This window comes from Actinoplanes teichomyceticus ATCC 31121, from assembly GCF_003711105.1.
GTDB lineage: Bacteria > Actinomycetota > Actinomycetes > Mycobacteriales > Micromonosporaceae > Actinoplanes > Actinoplanes teichomyceticus.
On sequence record NZ_CP023865.1, the window covers coordinates 3,356,773 to 3,378,633 of the forward strand.

At 72.6% G+C, this 21,861-nt stretch carries 19 protein-coding genes; 11 read left to right on the forward strand and 8 right to left on the reverse strand.

Going from position 1 to position 21,861, the window contains the following annotated elements; translation table 11 throughout:
* Nucleotides 1–97: 97 nt before the first annotated feature.
* Both ACTEI_RS15025 and ACTEI_RS15030 read left to right on the forward strand, forming a co-directional pair.
* Nucleotides 98–394 (forward strand): hypothetical protein, encoded by a 297-nt coding sequence (locus tag ACTEI_RS15025; protein WP_122978231.1) that lies wholly within the window; start codon nucleotides 98–100, stop codon nucleotides 392–394.
* A 418-nt stretch (nucleotides 395–812) separates the two neighbouring features.
* Nucleotides 813–1,079 carry a hypothetical protein gene (locus ACTEI_RS15030; protein WP_145831069.1) on the forward strand — a complete coding sequence of 89 codons (267 nt, stop codon included), beginning with the start codon at nucleotides 813–815 and terminating at the stop codon, nucleotides 1,077–1,079.
* 174 nt (nucleotides 1,080–1,253) lie between these two features.
* Here the strand turns inward: ACTEI_RS15030 and ACTEI_RS15035 are convergent, their stop codons facing one another.
* The 4 genes from ACTEI_RS15035 to ACTEI_RS15050 are packed head-to-tail and all read right to left on the reverse strand — an operon-like array spanning nucleotide 1,254 to nucleotide 5,890.
* Nucleotides 1,254–2,189 carry a pectate lyase family protein gene (locus tag ACTEI_RS15035; protein ID WP_122978233.1) on the reverse strand — a complete coding sequence of 312 codons (936 nt, stop codon included), beginning with the start codon at nucleotides 2,187–2,189 and terminating at the stop codon, nucleotides 1,254–1,256.
* Nucleotides 2,189–3,157, reverse strand: coding sequence for a pectate lyase family protein (locus tag ACTEI_RS15040; RefSeq protein WP_122978234.1), 969 nt, complete (start codon nucleotides 3,155–3,157; stop codon nucleotides 2,189–2,191). Before ACTEI_RS15040 ends, ACTEI_RS15035 begins: the two co-directional genes overlap by 1 nt.
* Nucleotides 3,158–3,161: 4 nt before the next feature.
* Complete coding sequence (locus ACTEI_RS15045) at nucleotides 3,162–4,241, reverse strand: pectate lyase family protein (protein ID WP_122978235.1); 1,080 nt, start codon at nucleotides 4,239–4,241, stop codon at nucleotides 3,162–3,164.
* Between the two features lie 59 nt (nucleotides 4,242–4,300).
* Entirely contained in the window at nucleotides 4,301–5,890 is a 1,590-nt protein-coding gene (locus ACTEI_RS15050; RefSeq protein ID WP_122978236.1) for a pectate lyase family protein, read from the reverse strand.
* Nucleotides 5,891–6,463: 573 nt separating this feature from the next.
* Here ACTEI_RS15050 and ACTEI_RS15060 point away from each other — a divergent pair.
* The gene (locus tag ACTEI_RS15060) at nucleotides 6,464–7,669 is read left to right on the forward strand and encodes an ROK family transcriptional regulator (RefSeq protein ID WP_122978238.1); all 1,206 of its coding nucleotides are present in this window, start codon (nucleotides 6,464–6,466) and stop codon (nucleotides 7,667–7,669) included.
* 37 nt (nucleotides 7,670–7,706) lie between these two features.
* On the opposite strand, the gene ACTEI_RS15065 is transcribed toward ACTEI_RS15060, so the two are convergent.
* The 4 genes from ACTEI_RS15065 to ACTEI_RS15080 form a co-directional block, all read right to left on the reverse strand.
* Complete coding sequence (locus ACTEI_RS15065; RefSeq protein ID WP_203723777.1) at nucleotides 7,707–8,378, reverse strand: hypothetical protein; 672 nt, start codon at nucleotides 8,376–8,378, stop codon at nucleotides 7,707–7,709.
* Entirely contained in the window at nucleotides 8,375–8,824 is a 450-nt protein-coding gene (locus ACTEI_RS15070; protein ID WP_122978240.1) for a hypothetical protein, read from the reverse strand. Before ACTEI_RS15070 ends, ACTEI_RS15065 begins: the two co-directional genes overlap by 4 nt.
* On the reverse strand, nucleotides 8,821–11,241 hold the full coding sequence (locus ACTEI_RS15075; protein WP_122978241.1) for a glycoside hydrolase domain-containing protein: 2,421 nt from the start codon (nucleotides 11,239–11,241) through the stop codon (nucleotides 8,821–8,823). Before ACTEI_RS15075 ends, ACTEI_RS15070 begins: the two co-directional genes overlap by 4 nt.
* 312 nt (nucleotides 11,242–11,553) lie before the next feature.
* Complete coding sequence (locus tag ACTEI_RS15080) at nucleotides 11,554–12,603, reverse strand: CE1 family esterase (RefSeq protein ID WP_122978242.1); 1,050 nt, start codon at nucleotides 12,601–12,603, stop codon at nucleotides 11,554–11,556.
* A gap of 522 nt (nucleotides 12,604–13,125) precedes the next feature.
* On the opposite strand from ACTEI_RS15080, the gene hppD reads away from it, so the two are divergent.
* The 8 genes from hppD to ACTEI_RS15120 are packed head-to-tail and all read left to right on the forward strand — an operon-like array spanning nucleotide 13,126 to nucleotide 21,843.
* Nucleotides 13,126–14,136, forward strand: coding sequence for a 4-hydroxyphenylpyruvate dioxygenase (gene hppD, locus ACTEI_RS15085; RefSeq protein ID WP_244940681.1), 1,011 nt, complete (start codon nucleotides 13,126–13,128; stop codon nucleotides 14,134–14,136).
* A complete protein-coding gene (locus ACTEI_RS15090; protein ID WP_122978244.1) occupies nucleotides 14,120–15,265 on the forward strand; it encodes an alpha-hydroxy acid oxidase in 1,146 nt (381 codons plus the stop codon). Before hppD ends, ACTEI_RS15090 begins: the two co-directional genes overlap by 17 nt.
* On the forward strand, nucleotides 15,255–16,604 hold the full coding sequence (locus tag ACTEI_RS15095; protein ID WP_122978245.1) for an aminotransferase-like domain-containing protein: 1,350 nt from the start codon (nucleotides 15,255–15,257) through the stop codon (nucleotides 16,602–16,604). The genes ACTEI_RS15090 and ACTEI_RS15095 overlap by 11 nt, the downstream gene beginning before the upstream one ends.
* Nucleotides 16,601–16,816: an MbtH family protein gene (locus ACTEI_RS15100; RefSeq protein ID WP_122978246.1), complete on the forward strand. Its 216-nt coding sequence runs from the start codon at nucleotides 16,601–16,603 to the stop codon at nucleotides 16,814–16,816. Before ACTEI_RS15095 ends, ACTEI_RS15100 begins: the two co-directional genes overlap by 4 nt.
* On the forward strand, nucleotides 16,813–18,417 hold the full coding sequence (locus tag ACTEI_RS15105; protein WP_122978247.1) for an AMP-binding protein: 1,605 nt from the start codon (nucleotides 16,813–16,815) through the stop codon (nucleotides 18,415–18,417). The genes ACTEI_RS15100 and ACTEI_RS15105 overlap by 4 nt, the downstream gene beginning before the upstream one ends.
* A 12-nt stretch (nucleotides 18,418–18,429) precedes the next feature.
* On the forward strand, nucleotides 18,430–19,671 hold the full coding sequence (locus tag ACTEI_RS15110; protein ID WP_122978248.1) for a threonine synthase: 1,242 nt from the start codon (nucleotides 18,430–18,432) through the stop codon (nucleotides 19,669–19,671).
* On the forward strand, nucleotides 19,668–20,789 hold the full coding sequence (locus ACTEI_RS15115) for an NAD(P)/FAD-dependent oxidoreductase (protein ID WP_122978249.1): 1,122 nt from the start codon (nucleotides 19,668–19,670) through the stop codon (nucleotides 20,787–20,789). The genes ACTEI_RS15110 and ACTEI_RS15115 overlap by 4 nt, the downstream gene beginning before the upstream one ends.
* 43 nt (nucleotides 20,790–20,832) lie before the next feature.
* The gene (locus tag ACTEI_RS15120) at nucleotides 20,833–21,843 is read left to right on the forward strand and encodes a pyridoxal-phosphate dependent enzyme (RefSeq protein WP_203723778.1); all 1,011 of its coding nucleotides are present in this window, start codon (nucleotides 20,833–20,835) and stop codon (nucleotides 21,841–21,843) included.
* The last annotated feature ends 18 nt before the right edge of the window (nucleotides 21,844–21,861 follow it).

The following is a 21,861-nucleotide window of genomic DNA, read 5'->3' on the forward strand; positions in this document are numbered from 1 at the left end:
CCGGGATGGCCGCGTGGTCCGTTCGGTGCCCGGGTAGGACCCGTGCACCGCCGGACGGCGGAACCCCGGATCACCGCGACGACAGGGAGACATCGCCATGGCCACCATCACTCACCCGCGTACCGACGGCGCCCCGGTCGCCTACCGTGCGCACGGCGAGGAGACCAAGCCGTCCTTCAAGACCACCGAGCTGATCGTGTACGTGCTGTCGGTCATCGGCGTGCTCGTGGCCTCCAAGATGGTCGGCGACGGCGCCGCCGACAACGGGGCGGACCGCTTCGCCGCCGACCGGGCGTGGTGGTACATCACGCTCCTGACCATCGGTTACATGGTCAGCCGCGGCCTGGCCAAGGCGGGCAGCCGCAGCCACGACCACGACCCGCGCACCCGCTGACCGCGGGGCGCTCCGGCGAGGCCCGGCGGGCCCGGCCGATCCGTACGGATCCGCCCCCGGCCGGGCCTCGTCACGTGTCCCGGGCCCACGGTGGTGAGCGCGGCGGGAAGGTACCCCGTCCCGGCGGTCCGGCGGGGGGCGGCGTGGTCCGCGGCGCCGGCCGGCGATCCGCCCACGCGAACGCGGTGATCTCGACGGCTTCGGCTGTGCCGGGCCCGCGGGAACGCGGTGATCTCGACGGCTTCGGCCCCCGGCGGGCCCGCGGGAACGCGGTGATCTCGACGACTTCGGCGTCCGGCGGCCGGGCGGCGCGCGGCGAAGACGGGACGCTCGGCGCGGGTGGCGGGACCCTGTACCCGCTTCCAGCCCGGACCTTGATCATTACCGTGGGGGAGGAAGATCAGGAAGGGTGAGTTCCGTGAACGAACTCGACGCCGGCGCGGGCTGGCAGGACTTGTGGCTGGGCAACACCGACACGCGGACCGGGCGGGACGCCGGATCCACCGGGGCGACCGGCCGGGCGGAGAGCCGCGACGGCTCGATCAGCGTCACGGTGGGGCCCTCCGGCCAGGTGGAATGGCTGGCCCTGGACGACCGGGTGCGAGATCTGTCCGGCCCGCAACTCGCCCGCGAGATCATGATGGTGATGCGCTGCGCCCGGGCCCGGATCCCGGCCGCCGGGTAGGCGGCACGTCCCCCGTGGGCCGCCGCGCCCGGGTCCGGATCCCGGCCGGCGAGCGGGCGGCACGTCCCCGCGAGCCGGTGCGCCCGGGTCCGCGGGGATGTTCGGCTCGCGGGGATGTTCGGCTCGCGGGGACGTTCGGCTCGCGGGGACGTCCGGCCCGCGGGGACGTCCGGGTCAGCGGCCGGCTCCCGCGCCGGCCTCGACCAGTCCCGGCACCGACGACGCCGGGTCGAGGGCGTACGCGTAGTACGTGCGCGGCTCGGCGACCGACCCGCCCGCCTCGCACGCGCCCGATCCGGTGAACAGGTTGGCGCGCTGCACCAGCCGCCCCGGGCCGCTGTCGGCGTAGCCGCTGGTGGAGTGGCACGGGTACGGGACCGCGGTGAACGCGTTGCCCTCCACCACGACCCCGGCGTTCATGGTCGACGCGACCCCGTACAGCTCGTTGCCGTCGAACCAGTTGTTGTAGACGTGCACCGGCTCGCCGAACCGGACCCGGGGATGCCGCTGCCGGGAGCCGTCGAACCAGTTGTGGTGGATGCTGACCCTCAGGTGCCCGACGTCGCTGGACGACGCCCCGTCGGAGTGGCCGATCAGCATGCTCTTGTCGGTGCCGGCGAACCGGTTCCACGACACGGTGACGTAGTCGGCGCCGCGCACGATGTCGATGGATCCGTCGACCGGGCGTACGAAGGTGTTGTGGTCGATCCAGATGTGGTGCGACTGCTGGCCGACGTTGATCGCGTCGTCCTCGGCGTCGACGAAGGTCAGGTTCCGTACGATCACGTTCCGTGATCGGTAGAAGTCGAACCCGCCGCCGGTGATCGTCGGGTCGGCGCCGACCCCGACGATCGTCTTGTTCGGGCGCACGCCGTGCTTGCTGGTGATGGCGATGGTGCCGGACACCTGGATGACCAGCGGGCCGACCGTGTCGATCGCGTCGAGCAGCTCGTCCGTAGTGTCCACCGTGACGGTCGGCCCGGCCACCCCGCCGGTGGTGCCGGACAGCCCGAGCGCGGCCACCGAGGCGAAACCGTCCGGGGCGGCGGCCGCCGGCGCGGCGACGGCCAGGCCGCCGGAGAGCAGGACCGCGGCCAGCAACGTGTGCATCAGATCCTCCCCACGCCGGCGCCGGCGGTGACCAGCGACGGCACCGACGTGGCCGGGTCCAGTGTGTAGCCGTAGTAGGTGCGCGGCTCGGCGACCGTGCCGCCGGCCTCGCACGCGCCCGAGTTGACGAACGCGTTGGCCCGCTGCACCAGCCGGCCGGGGTTGCTCTCCGCGTAGCCGCCGGTGGAGTGGCACGGGAACGGCACGTTCTCGAAGTAGTTGCCCTCGGCGACCACGCCGGCGTTCTCGGTGGACGCGATGCCGTACAGCCCGATGTCGCGGTAGTGGTTGTTGTAGACGTGCACCGGCTCGCCGAACCGGACCCGGGGGTGCCGCTGGTGGGAGCCGTCGAACAGGTTGTGGTGGTAGGTCACCCGCAGGTGGCCGACGTCGGACGGGTAGTTGTCCGAGTGCCCGAGCAGCATCGTCTTGTCGGTGCCGGCGAACCGGTTCCAGGACACCGTGACGTAGGTGGACTGCCGCTTGATGTCGAGCGACCCGTCGTACGCGGGCAGGAACTCGTTGTGGTCGATCCACACGTGGTGCGCCTTGTTGGTGACGCTGATCGAGTCGTCGGAGGCGCCGCTGAACCGGATGTTGCGGATGATCACGTTGTTGCCGGGCCGGGTGGTGGTGCCCAGTTGCAGGCCGCCCCCGGTGATCTCGGCGGACGAGCCGACGCCGAGGATGCTCTTGTCGGCCACCACGGTGACCATGCCGCCGACCGCGATCCGCCCGGCGACCAGGATGGTGTACGGGGTGTTGGCCCCGGCGTACCGGGCCAGGTCGGCCGCGGTGCTGACGGTGACCGTCGGCCCGGCCACCCCGCCGGTGGTGCCGGACAGCCCGAGCGCGGCCACCGAGGCGAAACCGTCCGGGACGCCGGGCGCCGCGGTGGCGGCGTGCGGCGCGTCCAGCAGCGCCGCCGCGGTCAGCGCCGCGAGGGCGGTGGGCAGGAGTCCACGCATGTGATCACACCTTTCCGGTGCCGGCGCCGGCCGGCACGATGGTGGGCACCGAGGCCGCGCGGTCCGCGGTGTACGGGTAGAAGGTGCGCGGCTCGGCCACCGTGCCGCGCGTCTCGATGGCGTGGTTGCAGTCGACGAGGATGTTGTCGCGCTGCACCATCCGTCCGAGCGGCCCGCTGAAGTCGACCCGGCCCGGGTTGTTCACGCTGACGAAGTAGTTGCCCTCGACGAACAGCCCGGCGTCGTTGGTGGACGCGATGCCGTAGCTGTTGTCCAGGTAGTAGTTGTTGTAGACGTGCACCAGCGGGGCGAACCGGACCCGCGGGTTGCGCTGGTCCGAACCGTCGAAGAAGTTGTGGTGGTAGGTGACGCGCAGCCGGCCGGCGTCCTGCGCGGCGTTGTCGTCGTCGTGGCCCAGCAGCAGCGTCTTGTCGTGGTCGTGGAACCGGTTCCAAGAGACGGTGATCAGGTCCGAGCCGCGTTTGATGTCGACCGCGCCGTCGTCGCCGTCGGAGAAGTCGTTGTGGTCGATCCAGATGTGGTGGCTGAACATCTGCACGTTGATCAGGTCGTCGGGCGACCCGGAGAACCGCAGGTTGCGGATGATCACGTTGTGCACCGCGGCCGGCGGCGGCGTGGTGAGGTCCTCGTCCACCGGCAGCCCGACGGTCAGGCCACCACCGGTCAGGGCGGCGCCCGGGCCGAGCCCGACGATGGTCTTGTCGGAGGCGACCGGGTGCATCCCGTCGTGCGCGCCGACCGGCAGCGCGATGGTCCCGGAGACCTGGACGACGTACGGTCCGGGGCGGGCGATGTGGTCGAGGAAGGCGGCGGCGGTGGTCACCGTGACGGTGGGCCCGCCGGCGCCGCCGGTGGTGGTCGCCTGGCCGTGGCCGGCGACGGTCGCGAAACCGTCCGGTCCGGCGGCCGCGGGGACGCCGGCCGCGGCGAGCGGGACGGCCGCCGCGGCGCCGGGGATGGTGGGGAGGGCAGGAGTGACGGCCGCCGCGGCGCCGGGGATGGTGGGGACGGCGAGCGTGACGGCCGCCGCGGCCGCCGCGCCCAGCGTTCGGGGAAGACGCATGGCGATGATCCTTTCGGCGGCCGGCGGGACGGCCGGGGGACCGGCCCGCCGGCGCGTGCTCAGAGCCGGCCTGCGCCGGCGCCGGCGGTGACGACGGCCTTCACCGCGTTCGGGTCGTCCAGGATGTACGGGTAATACGCCGAGGCCTCCTGCACCGTGCCGCTGCACTCGGGCGTGCCGGACTCGCCGACGAACACGTTGTTGCGGGCCACGCAGCGCCCGGCCGGGCCGGCGTAGGTGTTGGTCACCGGCTCCTCGACGTCCTCGAAGTAGTTGCCCTCGACCAGGCACCCGGCGTTGTTCTGGCAGGCCACCCCGGTGTCGGTGGTGTAGAGGTAGTAGTTGTTGTAGACGTGCACCGGCTCGCCGAAGCGCACCCGCGGGTTGCGCTGCGGGGTCGCGTCGAACCAGTTGTGGTGGTAGGTCACCTTGAGCCGCCCGGTGTCCTGCGCGCCGTTGCCGTCGTCGTGCCCGAGCAGCATGTTCTTGGTGTGGTGGTGGGTGTGGTTCCACGACACGGTGACGTACGACGACCCGCGCTTGATGTCGATCAGCCCGTCGTAGCCCTGCGCCAGGTCGTTGTGGTCGATCCACACGTGGTGCGAGAACATCTGCACGTTGATCGAGTCGTCGCTGGCGTTGCGGAACGTCAGGTTCTGGATGATGACGTTGTGCACCGCGTCGGCGGGCGGCGTGGTCACCGCCGAGACAGTCAGCCCGATGTTCAGCCCGCCACCGGTGATGCCGGCGTCCGAGCCGACGCCGATGATGGACTTGTTGCTGCTCACGTCGTACATCCCGGCGGGCAGGGCGATCGTGCCGCGGACGCAGACGGTGAGCGGGCCGGGCGCCGCGATCGCGCTCAGCAGCTCGGCGGCGTTGTCCACGTCGACCGTCGGCCCGCCGGCGCCCCCGGTGGTGCCGCCCTGCCCCCACGCGTTCACCGTGGCGAAGCCGGTCGGCGCGCCGGTGACCGAGCAGTCACCCGGCGGCGGGGGCGAGGTGCTCGTCGGCGGGGTGGAGCCGCCGGGCCCGGGCGCGGCGGTGTCCACGACGACGTCGTCGTAGGAGGCGCTGGCGTACGCGGCGACCAGCCCGATCCGCCCGGAGCCGAGGGCGGTGTCGGTGGCCCGGAGCGCCTGGACGCCGTCGATCGAGCCGCGTAGCGTGCTGCCCTGCACGGTCAGCGCCAGGGTGTGCCAGGTGCCGGTGGCGCCGCCGGTCGCGGTGGTGGCCAGCACCGTGGTCGCGCCGCCGGTGACCCGGTGCAGCTGGGCCGCGCCGCCGCCGGTGAGCACCAGCGCGTAGTAGGAGCTCGACGACTGGGCGCGGGCGGCGATCCCGGCCGTACGGTCGGTGGCGCCGAAGGCGATCGGCTTGACCCGGGCCTGGACGGTGTAGTCGGTCCACGAGGTGATGCCGGCGAGCACCTTCGCGTTGGCGCTGGTGCTCGTCTGGCGCAGGGTGGGAGAGCCGTCGGTGACCACCGACCAGGAGCCGCCGGAGCGGCTCCAACCGTTGGCGTTGCCGTCGTCGAAGGTGTCGCCGAACAGGGCCTCGGCGTACGCCGGACCGGTTGCCAGGGTGCCGGCGAGTATGGCGGCCGAGGCCGCGGCGACACCGCCGATGATCCATCGAATACGTTTCATACCGGATCCTCAGGTGGGGGACGGGTGGATCTCACGGGCGCGCCGAATTGCCGCCTGACCGGGGAGGCGGGGCCGCCTTACCCGGGTGGCGGGGGCGAAAAAGAATGATCAGGAAATGTCTACGGAATGCGCTTTCCAGCTGCGTAACGTCCGTGAAACCTTGAGCCGACCATAAATTCGCCAATCGGAGGCAGTCAATGCTTTCCGTTTGCAGGAATGTTGCAGGCACGCCGACGCGAGGATTCCGCCGACGCGCGGGCGTCGCGGTGCGCGGGGGTCTCCCGGCGGGTGTCCGGGTGGGCGTCGCGGTGCGCGGGGGTCTCCCGGCGGGTGTCCGGGTGGGCGTCGCGGTGCGCGGCGGTCTCCCGGCGGGTGTCCGGGCGGGCGTCGCGGTGCGCGGGCTTCTCCCGGCCGGTGTCCCGGCGGGCCGGCGGGGGGAAGGGTGCTAGAACTGTTAAGTGACTTTACCGAGCGCGGTCTATCGTGGAGCTCCGGTCCTTGACGCCGGCAGAGGGGGTGGCCGAGGATGGGCCGACTGTTGACCAGCCTGCCTACGACTCACCGGGGGCTCCGATGACGCGTCCGGTCGGCTCGTCCAAGCTGCTGCGCGTCATGAACGAGAGCGCGGCGCTCGCCCACCTGCTCGACGCTGGCCCGCTGACCCGTTCCGACCTGCGCGGGCTCACCGCGCTGTCGATGCCGACGATCTCCGAGGTGCTGCGCCGGCTCACCGGGGCCGGACTGGTCGATGTCGTCGGGTACCACAGTGGCCGCCCCGGGCCGAACGCCGAGATCTATGGCGCGAACCCGGACGCGGCGTACGCGGCCGCGGTCTCCGTGCGCGACGTCGGCACCAGCGGCACCCCGTCGGTCACCGCCGCGCTCTGTGACCTGACCGGCGCGGTCCGGGCCCGTCTCGAGTCGCGCGTCGACTTCCTCGCCACCGATCCGGCGGCGGCCGTGGTGGACGTGGTCGCCCGGTTGCGCCGCCGAGCCGGGACTCCGGCCGAGCGGATCCGGCACGTGCGCCTCGGCGTGCCCGGGTCGTACGACCCGGCGACCGAGACCATCCGGCTGGTCGAGGTGCCCGGCTTCGCCCGCCCCGGCCTGGTGCCGCAGATCGCCGGGAGGCTCGGCACGCCCGTCGGCGTGGACAACGACGTGAACCTGGCCGCGGTCGCCGAGCGCAACCGCGGCGCCGGCCGTGACGCGGAGAACTTCGCGCTGCTCTGGATCGGTCAGGACGGCCTGGGTCTGGCCATCGACATCAACGGCGCGCTGCTGCGCGGCAACCGCGGGGGCGCCGGCGAGATCGGCTACATGCCGCTGTACTCACCCGACTCCGCGGACCGTAAACTCGACCTGCAGAGCCTCTTCGGCGGCGCCGCGATCATGGAGCTGGGCCGCGACCACGGGATCCCCGGCGACACCCCGGCCCAGGTGGTCGCCGCCGCGGTCACCGCGCCCGGCGAGTTCCTGGCCTGCCTGGCCGACCGGATCGTGGTGGGTCTGGCCGCGGTCGTCGCGGTCCTCGACCCCTGCCTCGTGGTGCTCGCCGGTCCGACCGCCCGGGCCGGCGGCGACGCGCTGCTGACCGCGGTGCACCGGGCGTTTAGGCGAGCCGCCCCGCTGGAGGGATCATTCGCGGTCACCGCCATCGACGACGACGCCGTGCTGCTGGGCGCGCTCGACGCCGGTCTCGCCGCGGTCCGCGACGGCCTGCTCGCCGCCATCCGCAACGATCAGACCCCGGCGGGCGCGGCGCGCCGGGCCCGCTGACGGACTCGCCGCGCCTCACCGCGTCGCCTGACGGAGGCTACCGGGGCCGCCGCTCGAAGCTGCGGGCCTTCGAGCGGCGGCTCGGATCGAACGCGTCGACCGCCCCCGCGCCCTCGCCTCCGGGGCCGTTCCGCCAGCCGAGCACCTTGCGGGCCGCGGACCGGACCGTCCGGTGCCCGGGCGGGTACGCTATCTCGAAGTGTGACTCCTTCGGCCGGTCGAAGTCGCCACCCCAGACCACCGCGCCGTCGAGCTCGGCGAGGATGTCGCGCACCACGACCAGTTCGGCGGGGTACAGGCCGCCCCTGACGCCTGCCGGGTAGGCGTGCGGGCGGATCGCGATGGCCGATCCGGACAGGTGGTTGGACTCGTAGGGTTCGTGGACGGTGGAGTCACCGGTGTGGCCGTGCACATCGCCGGGTCGCAGCTGGTCGATCTCGTAATGGAAGCGGCGGGCCACATGGGTGAGCAGCACCGCCGCGTCACCGGCGGCCAGCTTGACCCGCTGACCGCTGCCCTCGATGGGATGCCAGGCGGTCTCCTCCAGCACCGGCCAGCCGTTCGCGGAGGTGGAGTCACGCCACGGGCGCGCCCCTCCGGCGGCCGGAGCGGCCTGCGCGGCACCGCCGGGCCGGATCACGGCCACGGCCGCACCGGTGATCGCCGCCGTACCGAGCAACCGGCGACGCGACAACTTGACGTCTTTCACGACGTTGGTCCCTTCTCGTTCATGGGCCGTGTCCTCCGGCGCACCGATGCCCACCCGAGGCCCGCCAGACTGGCCACGAGGAGCAGCAGCAACACGGCCACCGTGGGGTTCACCCAGGCGGCGACCAGGTCGTAGCCGGCGTGGCACTTCCTGCTCAGCGGGAAGAGCCGGAAGTAGTCGTCTCGATGAGCGCGGTAGTACGTGTCGTCGTACGGCTCGTGGTGCTGGAACCGGCAGGTCTCCTCGAGGTCGAGTCCACCCGACAGGGCGCCCAGCAGCCACGCCAGCACGAGCAGGAGGAACGACGCCCACGCCGCATGGCCGAACCAGCCGGGCCGGCGCCAGTCGCCGGCGCGCAGGCCGCGCCCCAGCCGCCACAGGCTCCAGGCCGGGACGGCCAGCAACGGCAGCAGGGGCAGCAGCGAAGCGACACGCTCGAAGCTCATCGTTGTGGGTTCGCCCTCTCGGCTGCCTGACGCAGGTAGTCCTGGTGGTTGGCCTTGAGGGCGGCCGCCATCCGGCTCTCCATTCCCCTGCGGGCCTGCAGTGCGTCCACGAATCCCTGCTCGAAGTCGACCAGTTTGTCATATCCGCCGGGCAGGTTCTGCAGGACCGTCGGGAGCATCGCGCCCTTCATCGAGATGAGCTGCTTGCGGGCGATGCCGAGGGTGGCGTCGCTCGCGGTCAGCGCGTTGTGCGCGGCGAACTTGCAGTTCTCCGCGGTGCCCCACCGCTGCTGGAAGTAGTCGTTGAACCGGCGCAGCCCGCCGCCGCCGTTGTAGTGGTGCGTGACCGCCTGCAGGATCGTCCGGCCCGAGCGCACCGCCTGGGCGATCAGGAAACCGTCGGCGTCCTCGACGAGATCGCTGAAGCCGAACGTGGACTCCACTCCCGGTTTGGCCAGCTTCGCCTCGCAGAAGGCCCGGCCCGAGGCGTACTGCTCCTCGGAGTTGCGCCAGTCGCTGTAGAAGGTCATCAGGTCGCCCGCCCAGCCGGCGACGTCCCCGCCGTTGGCCGACTTCTGGTTCGCGTCCGGAGGCACCACCAGGTGGCCGTTGGCGGTGGCCATGAGGTGCTCGGCGCCCAGCTCGTAACCGGTGTAGGGATCCTTGAACGCCTTCATGATCGTCATGCCGCGATCGTTGGCGTACTTGACGAACTCCTCGTCGTAGGCGCCGATCAGGATCAGCCAGCCGAGTTCGTTGTCCCAGCTCTTGTTGCCGTACTCCTGGTGCCGGATGTACTCCATCACCAGCTGGGACGCCGACCTCGTGCCCTTGTTGGGGTAGGCGACGGCCAGGTCGTACAGCCGCTGGATGTAGGAGAGGAATCCGTCCGCGGGGCCGGCGATGTCGTTGACCGTCGACGTCCCGGGATCGGAGTTGCGGCGCCACACGTCACGGTCCAGGTCGAAGACGTCCGAACCGTCGGTGACCTTGAATTCCTTGATCTGATTGAACGACCAGTTCGACGGGAGCGTGAAGCCGAGATTGCCGGAGAAGCCCCACGACATGCCGGAGACGAAGGAGAAACGGGCGAACGTCTTGTTGGTGACGTTGATGCAGACGTTGCGGGAGCCGTAGACGCCGTGGATGTAGCGCTTGCCCTTGCTGGCCAGCCCGGCGGACACGCCCTGGAAGTACGGGACGATGGCGCTGTCGATCTCCTCCTGGGTGGCGTCGTAGTCCACCGCGAAGTAGATCACCGTGCCCCTGTTGAATCCGTAACCCAGGGCCAGCTCGTGCGCGTTGAGCGCCTCCTGGAAACCCCGGCTGTAGGTGAAGTCCTCGAGTTTGCGGGCCCGGTCCTGGAAGATCGGGAAGACCTTCAGGCCCGCGGCGAAGATCCGCTGCAGCTCCCCGGGCTTGATCTCCTTGTCCAGGTCCGAGCCCGGCGGGTCGTACAGATAGCGGCCCACGATCTCGTAGCCGTTACGGCGCAGCCACGCGGCACGCGTCGCGGTGATCTCGAAGCGGGTGTCCGACCCGGTCGCCGGACGATCGGCGTCGCCCATGGAGACCAGCAGCTGGGCCCAGGTCGGGTAGTCGCCGATCCCGTTCTCCTCCAGCTGGGCGAAGCGCTGGAAGGCCTTGACGAAGTCGGCCAGGCCGGCGTCGTAGGAGCTGCGCTTGTTCGTGCGGTAGACGCCGACGGGCTCGTTGAACACGCAGGCCGCGGAGAAGAGCTCGACGAAGATGCCCGAGTCGCCGCTGCGCAGGGTGTGCGCCCGCAGGCCGGCCTGCGTGCCGGGGCCGAAGTTGCCGTTCGGGCTCAGGCCCAGCTCGTACTGGATGGCGATCATCAGGGACTTCTGCACGTCCCGCGAGTAGATGCCGTCGCAGGGGCCGATGCTGTACGCGTCGCGTTGCCAGTAGCGACTGTTCAGCCAGCGCTGGATATCCCGGATCTTGTCGGTGCCGCCGGCCACCACCACGTAGGCGTCCATGTTGAGGATGCACTTGGCGATCCGTACGTCGATCTTGCCGTCGCCCTCGGGGATGCCCATGTTGGAGCGCAGGTCCATGACCGCCTGCCGGGTGACCCCGGTGAACCATCCATAGCTCTCCGGCTCGACGCCCCAGTAGCCCTTGCAGAACAGACCGTGTTGAAGGATGGCGACGATGTTGCGGTTGCGGTCCCAGCCCATGCCGAGCTCACCGAGGGCCTGGAACCGGGACGTGGTCGTCGGGCCGAAGCTGGCGGTGACGGGCGTGATGCCCAGCTCGTGCTGCAGACCCATGATGAGCGAGAACATGGTCGACCATCCGGTACGGCCGTTCTCGGGGCATCGTTGATAGCCGGCTACCGCGCCGTAGGTCGCGTTGACCCACTTCTGCGCCTCGAGGACCTTCGGGTCCGACACGGGTGATCCTTTCGTCGCGTTCCGAATCGGTTCTCAGCCCGCACCGGCTGTCCGGGCCGGCGCTCGCCGGGTCGCCAAGCGGACACCACGTTCACCCTCGCATGTGTGCCACGCGAGGGGGAGCGCAATGCCGTGAGTCGTGGGCGGTGCCCGGCTTGTCGTCGGTGCGCCGGGCATCGCGGAGTATCGGCAGGCGAGTGTTCATGGCTGGCCGCGCCAGGCCACGTGATGATATTTACCGATATCGACGCCAAGAGCAAGGGGCATTCGGCGTACGGGGCCGGGATTGCCGCCGGACCCGGACTGCGGTGCTCAGGGCAGGTCGGCGAAGAACCGGGTGATCAGGTCGCTCGCGTCGATGTCCTGGCTGGTCGCGCCGAGCGCCCTGGGTTGATCGCCCCGGCTCGCCGGCCACGTGTGGCCACCGCCGCGGACGGTGTAGAGCAGGACCGGCCCGCCCTCCGGCCGTGCCCGCCAACTGGTCCGTCGCACCCTGGTCCCGTCCCGCTGGTCGACGTCGGGCAACCACTCCCGGACGCCGTCGCCGGCGCCGGCCGCGAACGCGCGCGCGGTCTCCTCCGCGCCGATCGTCGGGGTGGGCGGCTCCTCGAAGCGCGCCGCGGCCGGGGGTGGTGTGGCCAGGCCGCTGTAGGGGCGCAGCGGGTCATCCGTGCCGTAGATCAGCAAGGTGGGGATGCCGCCCCGCGCCGCGGGCGCCGAGGGCGCGACGGGAAGCTGGCCGGCCACCGAGGCGACGGCGTGGAACCGGTCCGGGGCCTGGACGGCCGCCCGCAGCGCCATGTTGCCGCCGTTCGACACGCCGAGCAGGAAGATCCGCCCGGGGTCGGCGCCGTGCCGATCGGCCAGGTGCCCGGCGAGCGCGGTCAGGAAGGCCACGTCCGCGTCGGGGTCGGGGCGCAGCCGGGTCGGCCGCCACCCGTCCCCCCACGCTCCGTGCCGCCCTTCCGGGTACACCACCGCCATGCCGCGTCTCGCCGCCCAGGAGCGCAGTCCGGTGGCCCGCTCCATCTCGGCTCCGGAGCTCTGCTTGCCGTGCAGCGCCACCACGACCGGATAGCGCTCCTGCGGGGGGCGGAAGAGCCGGTAGGTGCGGCGTACGCCGCCGATCGACAGCTCTCCGTCGGCTCTGGTCAGGGCGACCGGGGAGACCCGGCGAGGGCTGGGGCCGGGGCTGGCCGCCGGGGCGGCGCTGCCGGCGGCGGAGGCGGGGTCCTGGCCGGCGGACGGGGCGCTCTCCTGGCAGCCGGCGAGGAGCGTGACGGCGACGACGAGGGCCCCGACGGTGCGCAGACGCGCCTGGCCGGTGCGCCGCGACCGTCGTCGCGGACCTGTAGCGGTCACCCCGAAGGGCGGATCTCTGCGTACGGCCGTCACCGGTCACCCTCCACGCTGAGCATGCGCACCGCGGGAATGTTAGCAGATGGCCGATATGTCCGGGTCCTGCGCGGGGCGACGGTGGAATGCGGCGCTCAGGGCGCGCCGGCGGTCGCCGGTTCGGCCGGCGAACGACACGGACCTACCGTACAGCGGCTCTCGATTTTCTGCCGCCGGCCGAGGGGGTCGTGCGGCGGGTCCCCGTTATACAGATACAGACGTTTTGCGACATCGTTGCGGCAGTGTGACATTGGCTACATTGATGCCTGCGTATGGCCCTGCCTACGGTGATCTAGACATCGACGGTCCTGGATCGTGGTCGCTCCGACGTGGTCGGTGGTGTCGCCAATGGCGCCCGCAAACGGCCCCGACTGGGACAGCAACACGGGGGACAACGTGAATACGGATGAAAGCATCGCCATGCCCGCTGGCCGTCATGGCGACAGCAACCTGCATCATGTCGAGTTCTACGTAGCCGATGCCGAAGCCGTGGCAGCCGACCTGGCGGCCGGGTACGGCTTCCAGCGTGTCGGCGCCGCCGACCTTCCCGGCGGATGCCGCTCGGTGGCCATCCGCAACGGGCGGGCCACCCTGATCCTGACCTCGGCGACCGACGACGCCCACCCGGTCGCCCGGTACGTCGAGGCGCACGGTGACGGTGTCGCGAGCATCGCGCTACGGGTCGGCGACGCCACGGCCGCCCGGCGCGACGCGGTGGACCGGGGCGCCCGGCCCGCGGTCACCGCCACCCACCTGGCGCACGCGCCGGGCTGCGTGATCACCGAGATCCACACGTTCGGCGACGTGACCCAGCGCTTCGTCGAGCTCCCGGCGGAAGCGGAGGAGGGCGCGATCCCGTGGCTGCGCGCCACCGCGCCCGCCACGCCCACGCCCACCGGCGTCCAGCTGCACGAGATCGACCACATCGCGATCTGCCTGCCCGGTGGAGACCTGGCGCGGACGGTCGCGTTCTACGAGTCGGCTCTCGGCTACCCCGTCGTCTTCGAGGAGCGCACCGAGGTCGGCGGCCAGGTGATGAACTCGAAGGTGGTCAAGGAGCCCGGCGGAGCGCTCACCCTGGTGCTGGTGGAGCCGGGACACCTCAGCGGCGAGCCCGGTCAGGTGGAGAAGTTCGTCAAGGCCAACGGCGGAGCCGGCGTCCAGCATCTCGCCTTCGCCACCGCGGACATCGTCCGGACGGTCGACCAACTGCGCGGCAACGGCATCGCCTTCCTCACCACCCCGGCCGCCTACTACGAGCTCACGCATGAGCGGCTCGCCTCCGGCCGGCACGCCATCGAGGACCTGCGACGGCTGCACATCCTGGCCGACGTCGACCAGTCCGGCAAGCTCTTCCAGATCTTCGCCCGGTCGACCGCGCCGCGGGGCACGTACTTCATGGAGATCATCGAGAGGGACGGGGCGACGACCTTCGGCAGCGGCAACATCCGGGCTCTGTACGACGCCGTGGAGATGGGGCAGCGTGGGCAGGACCGCTGATCGGTCGGCGCCCTGGTTCCACGTGGAGGATTTCGAGAGGTCGGCGGCGGAGGCGCTGCCCGGACCGGTGTGGGACTTCGTCTCCGGCGGCGCCGGCGACGAGCGGACCGTCGACGCCAACCGGACCGCGTTCGCCCAGGTGCGACTGACCCCGCGGATCCTGATGGGGGTCGCGGAGCCGGATCCGTCGACGCGGCTGTTCGGCCGCGAGCTCTCGATGCCGGTGGCGGTGGCCCCGATGGCGTACCAGGAGCTGATGCACCCGGACGGGGAGCCGGCGGTCGTGCGGGCCGCGGCCGCCGCGGGCGTCCCGTTCACCGTCGCCACCCTCGGCAGCCGGCGGCTGGAGGAGTTGGCGGATCTCGGCGCCGACCTGTGGTTCCAGCTCTACTGGCTGCGGGACCGCGGGCGGGTGCGTGAGCTGCTGGCCCGCGCCGAGCAGGCGGGCTGCCGGTGCGTGATGCTGACCGTGGACACCCCCCGGCTCGGCCGGCGCCTGCGCGACATGCGCAACGGGTTCGCGCTTCCGGCGTCGATGTCGGCGGCCAACCTCGTCGATCCGCTCCAGGACCTCTCGCACACCGGCGTGCAGGGCGAGTCGGCGGTGGCCCGGCACAGCACCGCGCTGCTCGACCCCAGCCTGAGCTGGCGCGACCTCGACTGGCTACGGCAGAACACCGGGCTTCCCCTGGTGCTCAAGGGCGTCCTCGACGCACGCGACGCGGCGCAGGCCGCGCGGGCCGGCGTCGACGGCCTGGTGGTGTCCAACCACGGCGGCCGCCAGTTCGACGCCGCGCCGGCCAGCCTGTCGGCGCTGCCCGACGTGGTGGCGGCGGTCGGTGACACCTGCCCGGTGCTTCTCGACAGCGGTGTGCGCAGCGGATCGGACGTGCTCAAGGCGCTGGCCCTCGGGGCGTCCGGGGTGCTGGTCGGCCGCCCGGTGCTGTGGGCCCTGGCGGCCGGCGGGGAGCGCGGCGTGGCGCGACTGCTGTCCGTCCTGCATGCGGAGCTCGTCGACGCGCTCGCGCTGGCCGGGTGCCCGGCCGTCGGCCCGGCCCGGGAACTGCGGGTCCGGTTGCCGGAGTGCGGCTGGTCCGGCCGGACGGGGCGGGCGGCGCATGACGGTTGAAACCGGCTCGGGACCGACCCCGCCACGCCTGGTGACGCTGTCCGTCGAGGAGCTGCACGCGTCGCTCACCGATCCGGCGCTGGAATCGATGAATCTGCTCAACGAGATCGCCGCCCGCTTCCCCGACGCCGTGTCGTTCGCCGCCGGCCGGCCCTACGAGGGCTTCTACGACATCGAGGACGTGCACCGCTACCTGCGGACGTTCTGGTCGTACCTGGTGGAGGAGCGCGGCCACGACGCCGAGCGGGCGACCCGGCTGCTGTTCCAGTACGGGCGCACGAAGGGCGTCATCCACGAGCTCATCGCCGGCCAGCTCGCCGTCGACGAGGGCATCACGACAGATCCCGAGGACATCGTGGTGACCGTCGGCGCACAGGAGGCGATGTTCCTGACCCTGCGCGCCCTGCGCTCCGACGACCGTGACAGGCTGCTGAGCGTCTCGCCGATGTACGTCGGCGTGACCGGCGCCGCCCGGCTCGTGGATCTGCCCGTGGTCGGCGTGACGGCGGGCGCCGACGGTGTGGACCTGGCGGACCTGGCGGCCAAGGCGGAGCGGGTTCGCGCGGCCGGACACCGCCCCCGCGCGCTCTACCTGGTGCCGGACTTCTCCAACCCGACCGGGATCAGTCTCCCGCTCGGGACCCGGCGCCGGCTGCTCGACCTCGCCGACCGCCTGGACCTGCTGATCCTCGAGGACAACCCGTACGGCATCTTCGCCCACGGCGAGCGACGCATGCCGACGCTCAAGTCGCTGGACCACCGCGACCGGGTCGTCTACCTGGGCTCCTTCGCCAAGACGTCGCTGCCCGGGGCCCGGGTCGGGTTCGTGGTCGCCGGCCAGCGGGTGACCGACGCCGCGGGGGCGGACCGCGGCTCGTTCGCCGACCAGCTCTCGAAGATCAAGAGCATGGTCACGGTCAACACCTCGCCCCTGGCGCAGGCCGTGGTGGCGGGCCAGCTGCTGGCGAACAAGGGCAGCCTGGTCGCGGCCAGCACCGCGGAACAGTTGGTGTACCGGCACAACATGCGACAGCTCCTCGACGGCCTGGCCCGCCGCTTCCCCGACCCGCACGCCGCGGGAGTGAGCTGGAACAACCCGTCCGGCGGCTTCTTCGTGACGCTGACCGTGCCGTTCCCGGCCGACGACCTCGCCCTGGCCGACAGCGCCCGCCGGTACGGCGTGCTGTGGATACCCATGCACCACTTCTACGAGGCACCGGGCGGCCTGCACCAGATCCGACTCTCGTGCAGCTGCCTGAACCCGGCCGACATCGACGAAGGACTCGACCGACTCGCCGCGTTCGTCACCGGACGCGGCCGGAAAGGAGAACCCGGATGACCGACACCAGCGACTCCGCCGACCGCACCGAGCACGTGGTCGTCGTCAACGACGAGGAGCAGTACTCGATCTGGCCCGCCGAACGGCCGGTCCCGGCCGGCTGGCACCCGGCCGGCCAGCGTGGCGACAGGCAGGCGTGCCTCGACTGGATCGACGAGCACTGGACCGACATGCGGCCCAAGAGCCTGCGGCAGGCATTGGGCCGGCGATGACGGCGCCCCAGGACGGTTCGCACGTCGTCAGCCTGCTGGACACCTTCGCCGGACACGGCGACCGGGTGGCGTTCGACGAGGGGGCGCGCACGCTGACCTACGCCCAGCTGCCGGCCATGGTGTACCGGCTGGCCCGGGCGCTGTCGGCCGGCGGGCTGCGACGGCACGACGGCATCGTGGCCCTGGCCGCCAACCGGCCCGAGATGCTGATGGTCCAGCTCGCCGCCCAGCTGATCGGCTGCTACTACGCCGGCGTGCCCGGCGTGCTCTCGGTGGACGATCAGCGGGCGCTGATCGCCGACAGCGGGGCGCGGGCGCTCCTCTACGACCCGGCCCAGCACGCCGAGCGGGTCGCCGAACTGGTCGGGCACCAACCGGTCGACATCCTTCTGAGCCTCGGCAGCGGCGACGCCGGCGTGGACCTCCTGGCGGCCGCCGCCGGGCACAGCGCCGACCCCGTGCCCCCGCGGGGCGACCCGGCCGACATCGCCGAGCTGGTGTACACCAGCGGCAGCACCGGGCGGCCCAAGGCCGCGTCCTTCACGTTCCGGCAGTGCGCCGCACTGGTCGACTTCTGGCGCCGGCAGCTGGCCGGTGACTCGCCGGAGGCGGCCGTGTACCGGGCGGCGGGGTGCCGGGTGCTGTGGTCCATGCCGTTCCTGTGGCTGTCCGGGCCGACCGTCCTGCCCGCCCTGACCGGCGGCGCGGCGTTCGTCGTCCGCAACACCCCCGCAGCGCGGGACGTGCTGCGGGCGGCCGAGCAGGAGGCGGTCACCGTGCTGACGATGCCGCCGTCGCGGATGTACCGGCTGCTGGACGAGCCGTACCTGGAGCACGCCGACCTGTCCCGGTTGGAGCTGCTGGTGTACCACAGCTCGGCGGCGACGCCCGCGCGGCTGCGGGAGGCGGGGGAGAGGCTGGGACCGGTGCTGCTGCAGAGCTACGGGCAGACCGAGACCAAAATGATCTCCGCGCTCGACCCGAGCGAGCATGCCCGCCCGGACGGCGAGCTGCTGCGGTCGGCGGGGCGGCCCCGGCCCGGTGTCGAGGTGCAGGTCCGCGACGACGCCGGGACCGTGCTCGGCCCCGGCGAGGTCGGCGAGGTCTGGGTCCGGTCTCCGATGATCATGGAGGGGTACTGGCGTGCGCCGGAGCTGACCGCCGCCACCAAGATCGACGGCTGGATCCGCACCCGGGACGTCGGCCGCTGGGACGCCGACGGATACCTCTACCTCGTCGACCGGCTGCGCGACGTGGTGATCGTCGACGGGATCACCTGCTACACCCGCGAGATCGAGGACGTCCTGGCCACCCACCCCGCGGTGCGCCGGGCGGCGGTCGTCGGCCGGCCCGACGACCAGACGGGCGAGGCGGTGCACGCCTTCGTGGTCCTCGCCGCCGGCGCGCGGGTCGACGAGCAGGAGCTGCGGGACCTGGTCGGCGCCCGCAAGGCCGCGCCGCACGTGCCGCGGACGATCACCGTCGTCGACGACATCCCGCAGACCGCCGTCGGAAAACCGGACAAGAACGCGCTCCGGGCCGAGCTGGCCCGGCGTGCCGAGCCCACCCAGCCGTCACCACGCACGCCGTTACCGCGCTGACGGGAGACAGCCATGTTGACACTGAAGTACCGGGACCTGATGCGCGACGCCGGTGCCGCCGGCGGGGGATACCGCTGGTGCTGCATAGTCTGCGGCCGGCAGTCCGACGAGCTGCTGCGCAACCGGTGCGCCAGCTGCGACGGGGCGATGGACGCCATCCACGACCTCGCCCGGGTGACGGTCCACGACAGCCACGACCCGCTCCAGCGGTACGCCGGCCTGCTGCCGGTGCGTGACCCCGCCGCCCTGCGGTGGCTGGGCGAGGGCAACACGCCGTGCTTCCACGCGGAGGCGCTGGGCCGTCGACTCGGCCTGGACGCGCTCTACCTCAAGGACGAGACCAGAAACCCGACCCGGTCCACCAAGGACCGGATGGCCTCGGTGGCGCTCGCCCGGTACACCGAGCTCGGCGTCCGCGAACTCGCCCTGGCCTCCACCGGCAACAGCTCCACCGCGTACGCCCGGGCGGCCCGCCTGCTCAGTGGGTTCCTCCTGCACATCTTCGTCGGCCGCGCGTTCCTGTCCCGGCTGAACTACCCGGATCACCCGTCGGTCCGCACGTACGTCCTCGACTCGGACTTCGTCTCGGCCGGCAACGCCGCCAAGCGGTACGCCCAGGCGTCGCACGTGCTGTTCGAGGGCGGCTTCTTCAACCCCAGCCGGCGCGAGGGCCTGAAGCTGGCCTACCTGGAGGCCTACGACGAGATGCCGGTGGCGCCCCGGCACGTGTTCCAGGCGGTGAGCAGCGGCATGGGGCTGCTCGGCGGCTACAAGGGAGCGCTGGAGTACCAGCTGCTCGGCCGGTTGCCCGAGCTGCCCGCCTTCGTCGGCGTGCAGCAGGACACCTGCAGCCCGATGGCCGCCGCGTACGCCGACGGCAGCGCGGTGTTCAGCTCCCGGTACACCGTGCCGAACCCGACCGGGCTCGCCGAGGCGATCCTGCGCGGCGACCCGACCCAGGCGTACCCCTACATCAACAGCATCTGCCGCGGCACCGGCGGCCGGATCATGTCGGTCGGCACCGAGGAGATCCGGCAGGCCCGGCGGCTGCTGCTGGAGACCGAGGGGCTGGACGCCTGCTACGCCAGCGCCACGGCGCTCGCCGGGCTGATCGCCATGCGCCGTGCCGGGGACGTCGCGCCGGACGCGCCGGTGCTGGTCAACCTGACCGGCGCCGACCGCCCCCGGGGCCTGGTCCCCAAGGCCGTCCAGCAGGTGGGGGACGCCCCGCACGAGCCGCAGGCGACCCGGTGAGCGCCGTGCGGGCCACCGTGATCGGCGCCGGGATCATGGGAGCGGCGGTGGGCTACCACCTCGCCCGGACCGGTGCGGCGGTGCAGATCCTGGAAGCGGCGGCCCCGGCCACCGCCACGACCGGCGCGACGTTCGCCCGGCTCAGCGCGTTCGACAAGTCGCCGCGGGAGTACTTCGAGCTCAACCACGCGGGGATGATCGAGCACGCCCGCCTCGCCGAGCAGCTCGGGACGGCCGCCTGGTACCACCGCAGCGGCTCGGTGCTGCTGGCCGAGGAGGCCGGCGACGATCTGGCCGCCCGGGCCGAGCTGTTCCAGCAGTGGGGATACGCGCTGCGCTGGCAGGACGGCGACCGGACCACCCGCGAGCTCGGGGTGCGGGCCGAGCTGCCGGACCGGGTGCTGCACGCCGACGACGAGGGCTGGGTGGACGCCGTGGCCCTGACCCGCCGGCTGCTCACCGAGGCGGCCGGACACGGCGCGGCGCTGCGGACCGGGGCCCGGGTGACCGGCCTGGAGCGCGGCCGCACCGGCTGGACGGTGACGGTGAACGGCGCGGAACGGCTCGGCTGCGACATCGTGGTGAACGCCGCCGGTGAGGGCAGCGTCGCCGTCGCCGCGCCGGCCGGCTCCGCGCTGGCGCTCGTACCGAGCCAGGGTCTGCTGATCCCGGCGGCCACGCCGGACGGAACGCTGCGGCGGACCCTGCACGGTTCGCGGGTCAGCATCCGGCCGGACGGCCCCGGCCGGGTGCTGCTGCGCTCGGAGCCCGTCGACCGCGTCCTCGCCGGGCACGACGCACCGCCGGAGCCGTCGCTGCTGCGGAAGCTGGCCGGCGAGGTGCTGGCCCATGCCACCCGGCTCGTCCCCGGACTCGCGCCGGCCGACCCGCGGATCGGCCGGCGGGTCCTGCCGCGCGGCGGGTACCCGCGCGTCGGCGGGTCGCCCGAGCTGCCCGGTTACTACGAGGCGGTCGCCCACAGCGGCGTCATCCTCGCGCCGCTGGTGGGCCGGCTGATCGCCGAGGAGATCAGCACGGGCCGGGTGCCGGACCTCGTCGGACCGTACCGGCCGCAGGCGGCCGCCGAGCAGGGAGGGCCGGACCATCGAGACGCATGACGGCGGACGGCCGGATTTCGGCGGTCTCCCCTCGGTACCCCTGGTGCCCGGCCCCACCCCGCTGCACCGGTTCGACTGGGCCGCCGGCCCGGCGTACGTCAAGCGCGACGACACCTGCTCGCCGGCGTTCGGCGGCTGCAAGGCGCGTTCGCTCGAACTCACGCTCGGCGCGGCGCTGGCCGAGGCGGCGACCCTGGTGCTGACCGCCGGCACGGTCGGCTCCAACCACGTCGCCGCGACCGCCGTGCACGCCCACCGGCACGGCCTGCGGGTCAAGGCCTTCGTCCTGCCGCAGGCGCCCGGTGCGCTGGTGAGCCGGAACGTGCGGCTGGCACTCGGCGCCGGCGCGCAGCTGGCGCTGACCCCGCGCGGCATGTCGCTGCGGCCCACCGGGGAGCTGTTCACCACCGAGCTGGAGCGGCTGCGGCGGGCCGGGGAGCGGCCGTACGTGATCCCGTTCGGTGGCGCCGACCCGCGCAGCGCGACGGCGCACGCGTACGCGGCCGCGGAACTGGCGGCGCAGGTACGCGCCGCCGGTCTGCGCACACCGCTGCACGTCTACCTGCCGGCGGCGTCCATGCTGACCGCCGCCGGCGTCGCTGCCGGGCTGGCCCTGACCGCGACGCCGGCCCGGGTGGTCGCCGTGGACGTGGTGGGTGACCGGCGGATCGCCGGGGACGGCCTGCTCGCCCGCGCCCGCGAGACCGTCGCCCGCCTCGGCGGGGACGCCGCGGCGGTGCGGCCCGACGGCGTGGAGGTGCGCGACGCGTGGGCCGAGCGGTCCTTCGGCACCTACGCGGCGCCCGGGTCCACGGTGGTGCCGCTGCTGGGCGGCGACCGCATCGAGGTGGAGGAGGTCTACGGGGCCAAGGCGTTCGCGCACTTCCGCCGGGACGCCACCGATCCCGGCCGGGCCCCGGGCACCTGGGTGTTCTGGCACACCGCCGACACCCGTCCCCTGACACCGCGGCAACCGGTCGGGCACCCGCCCGCGGACCTGCTGCCATACCTGACGCCCGGTGGGGCGACCGAACACGTCCGAGGAGCTGACTAGTCGACATGTGCGGTATCG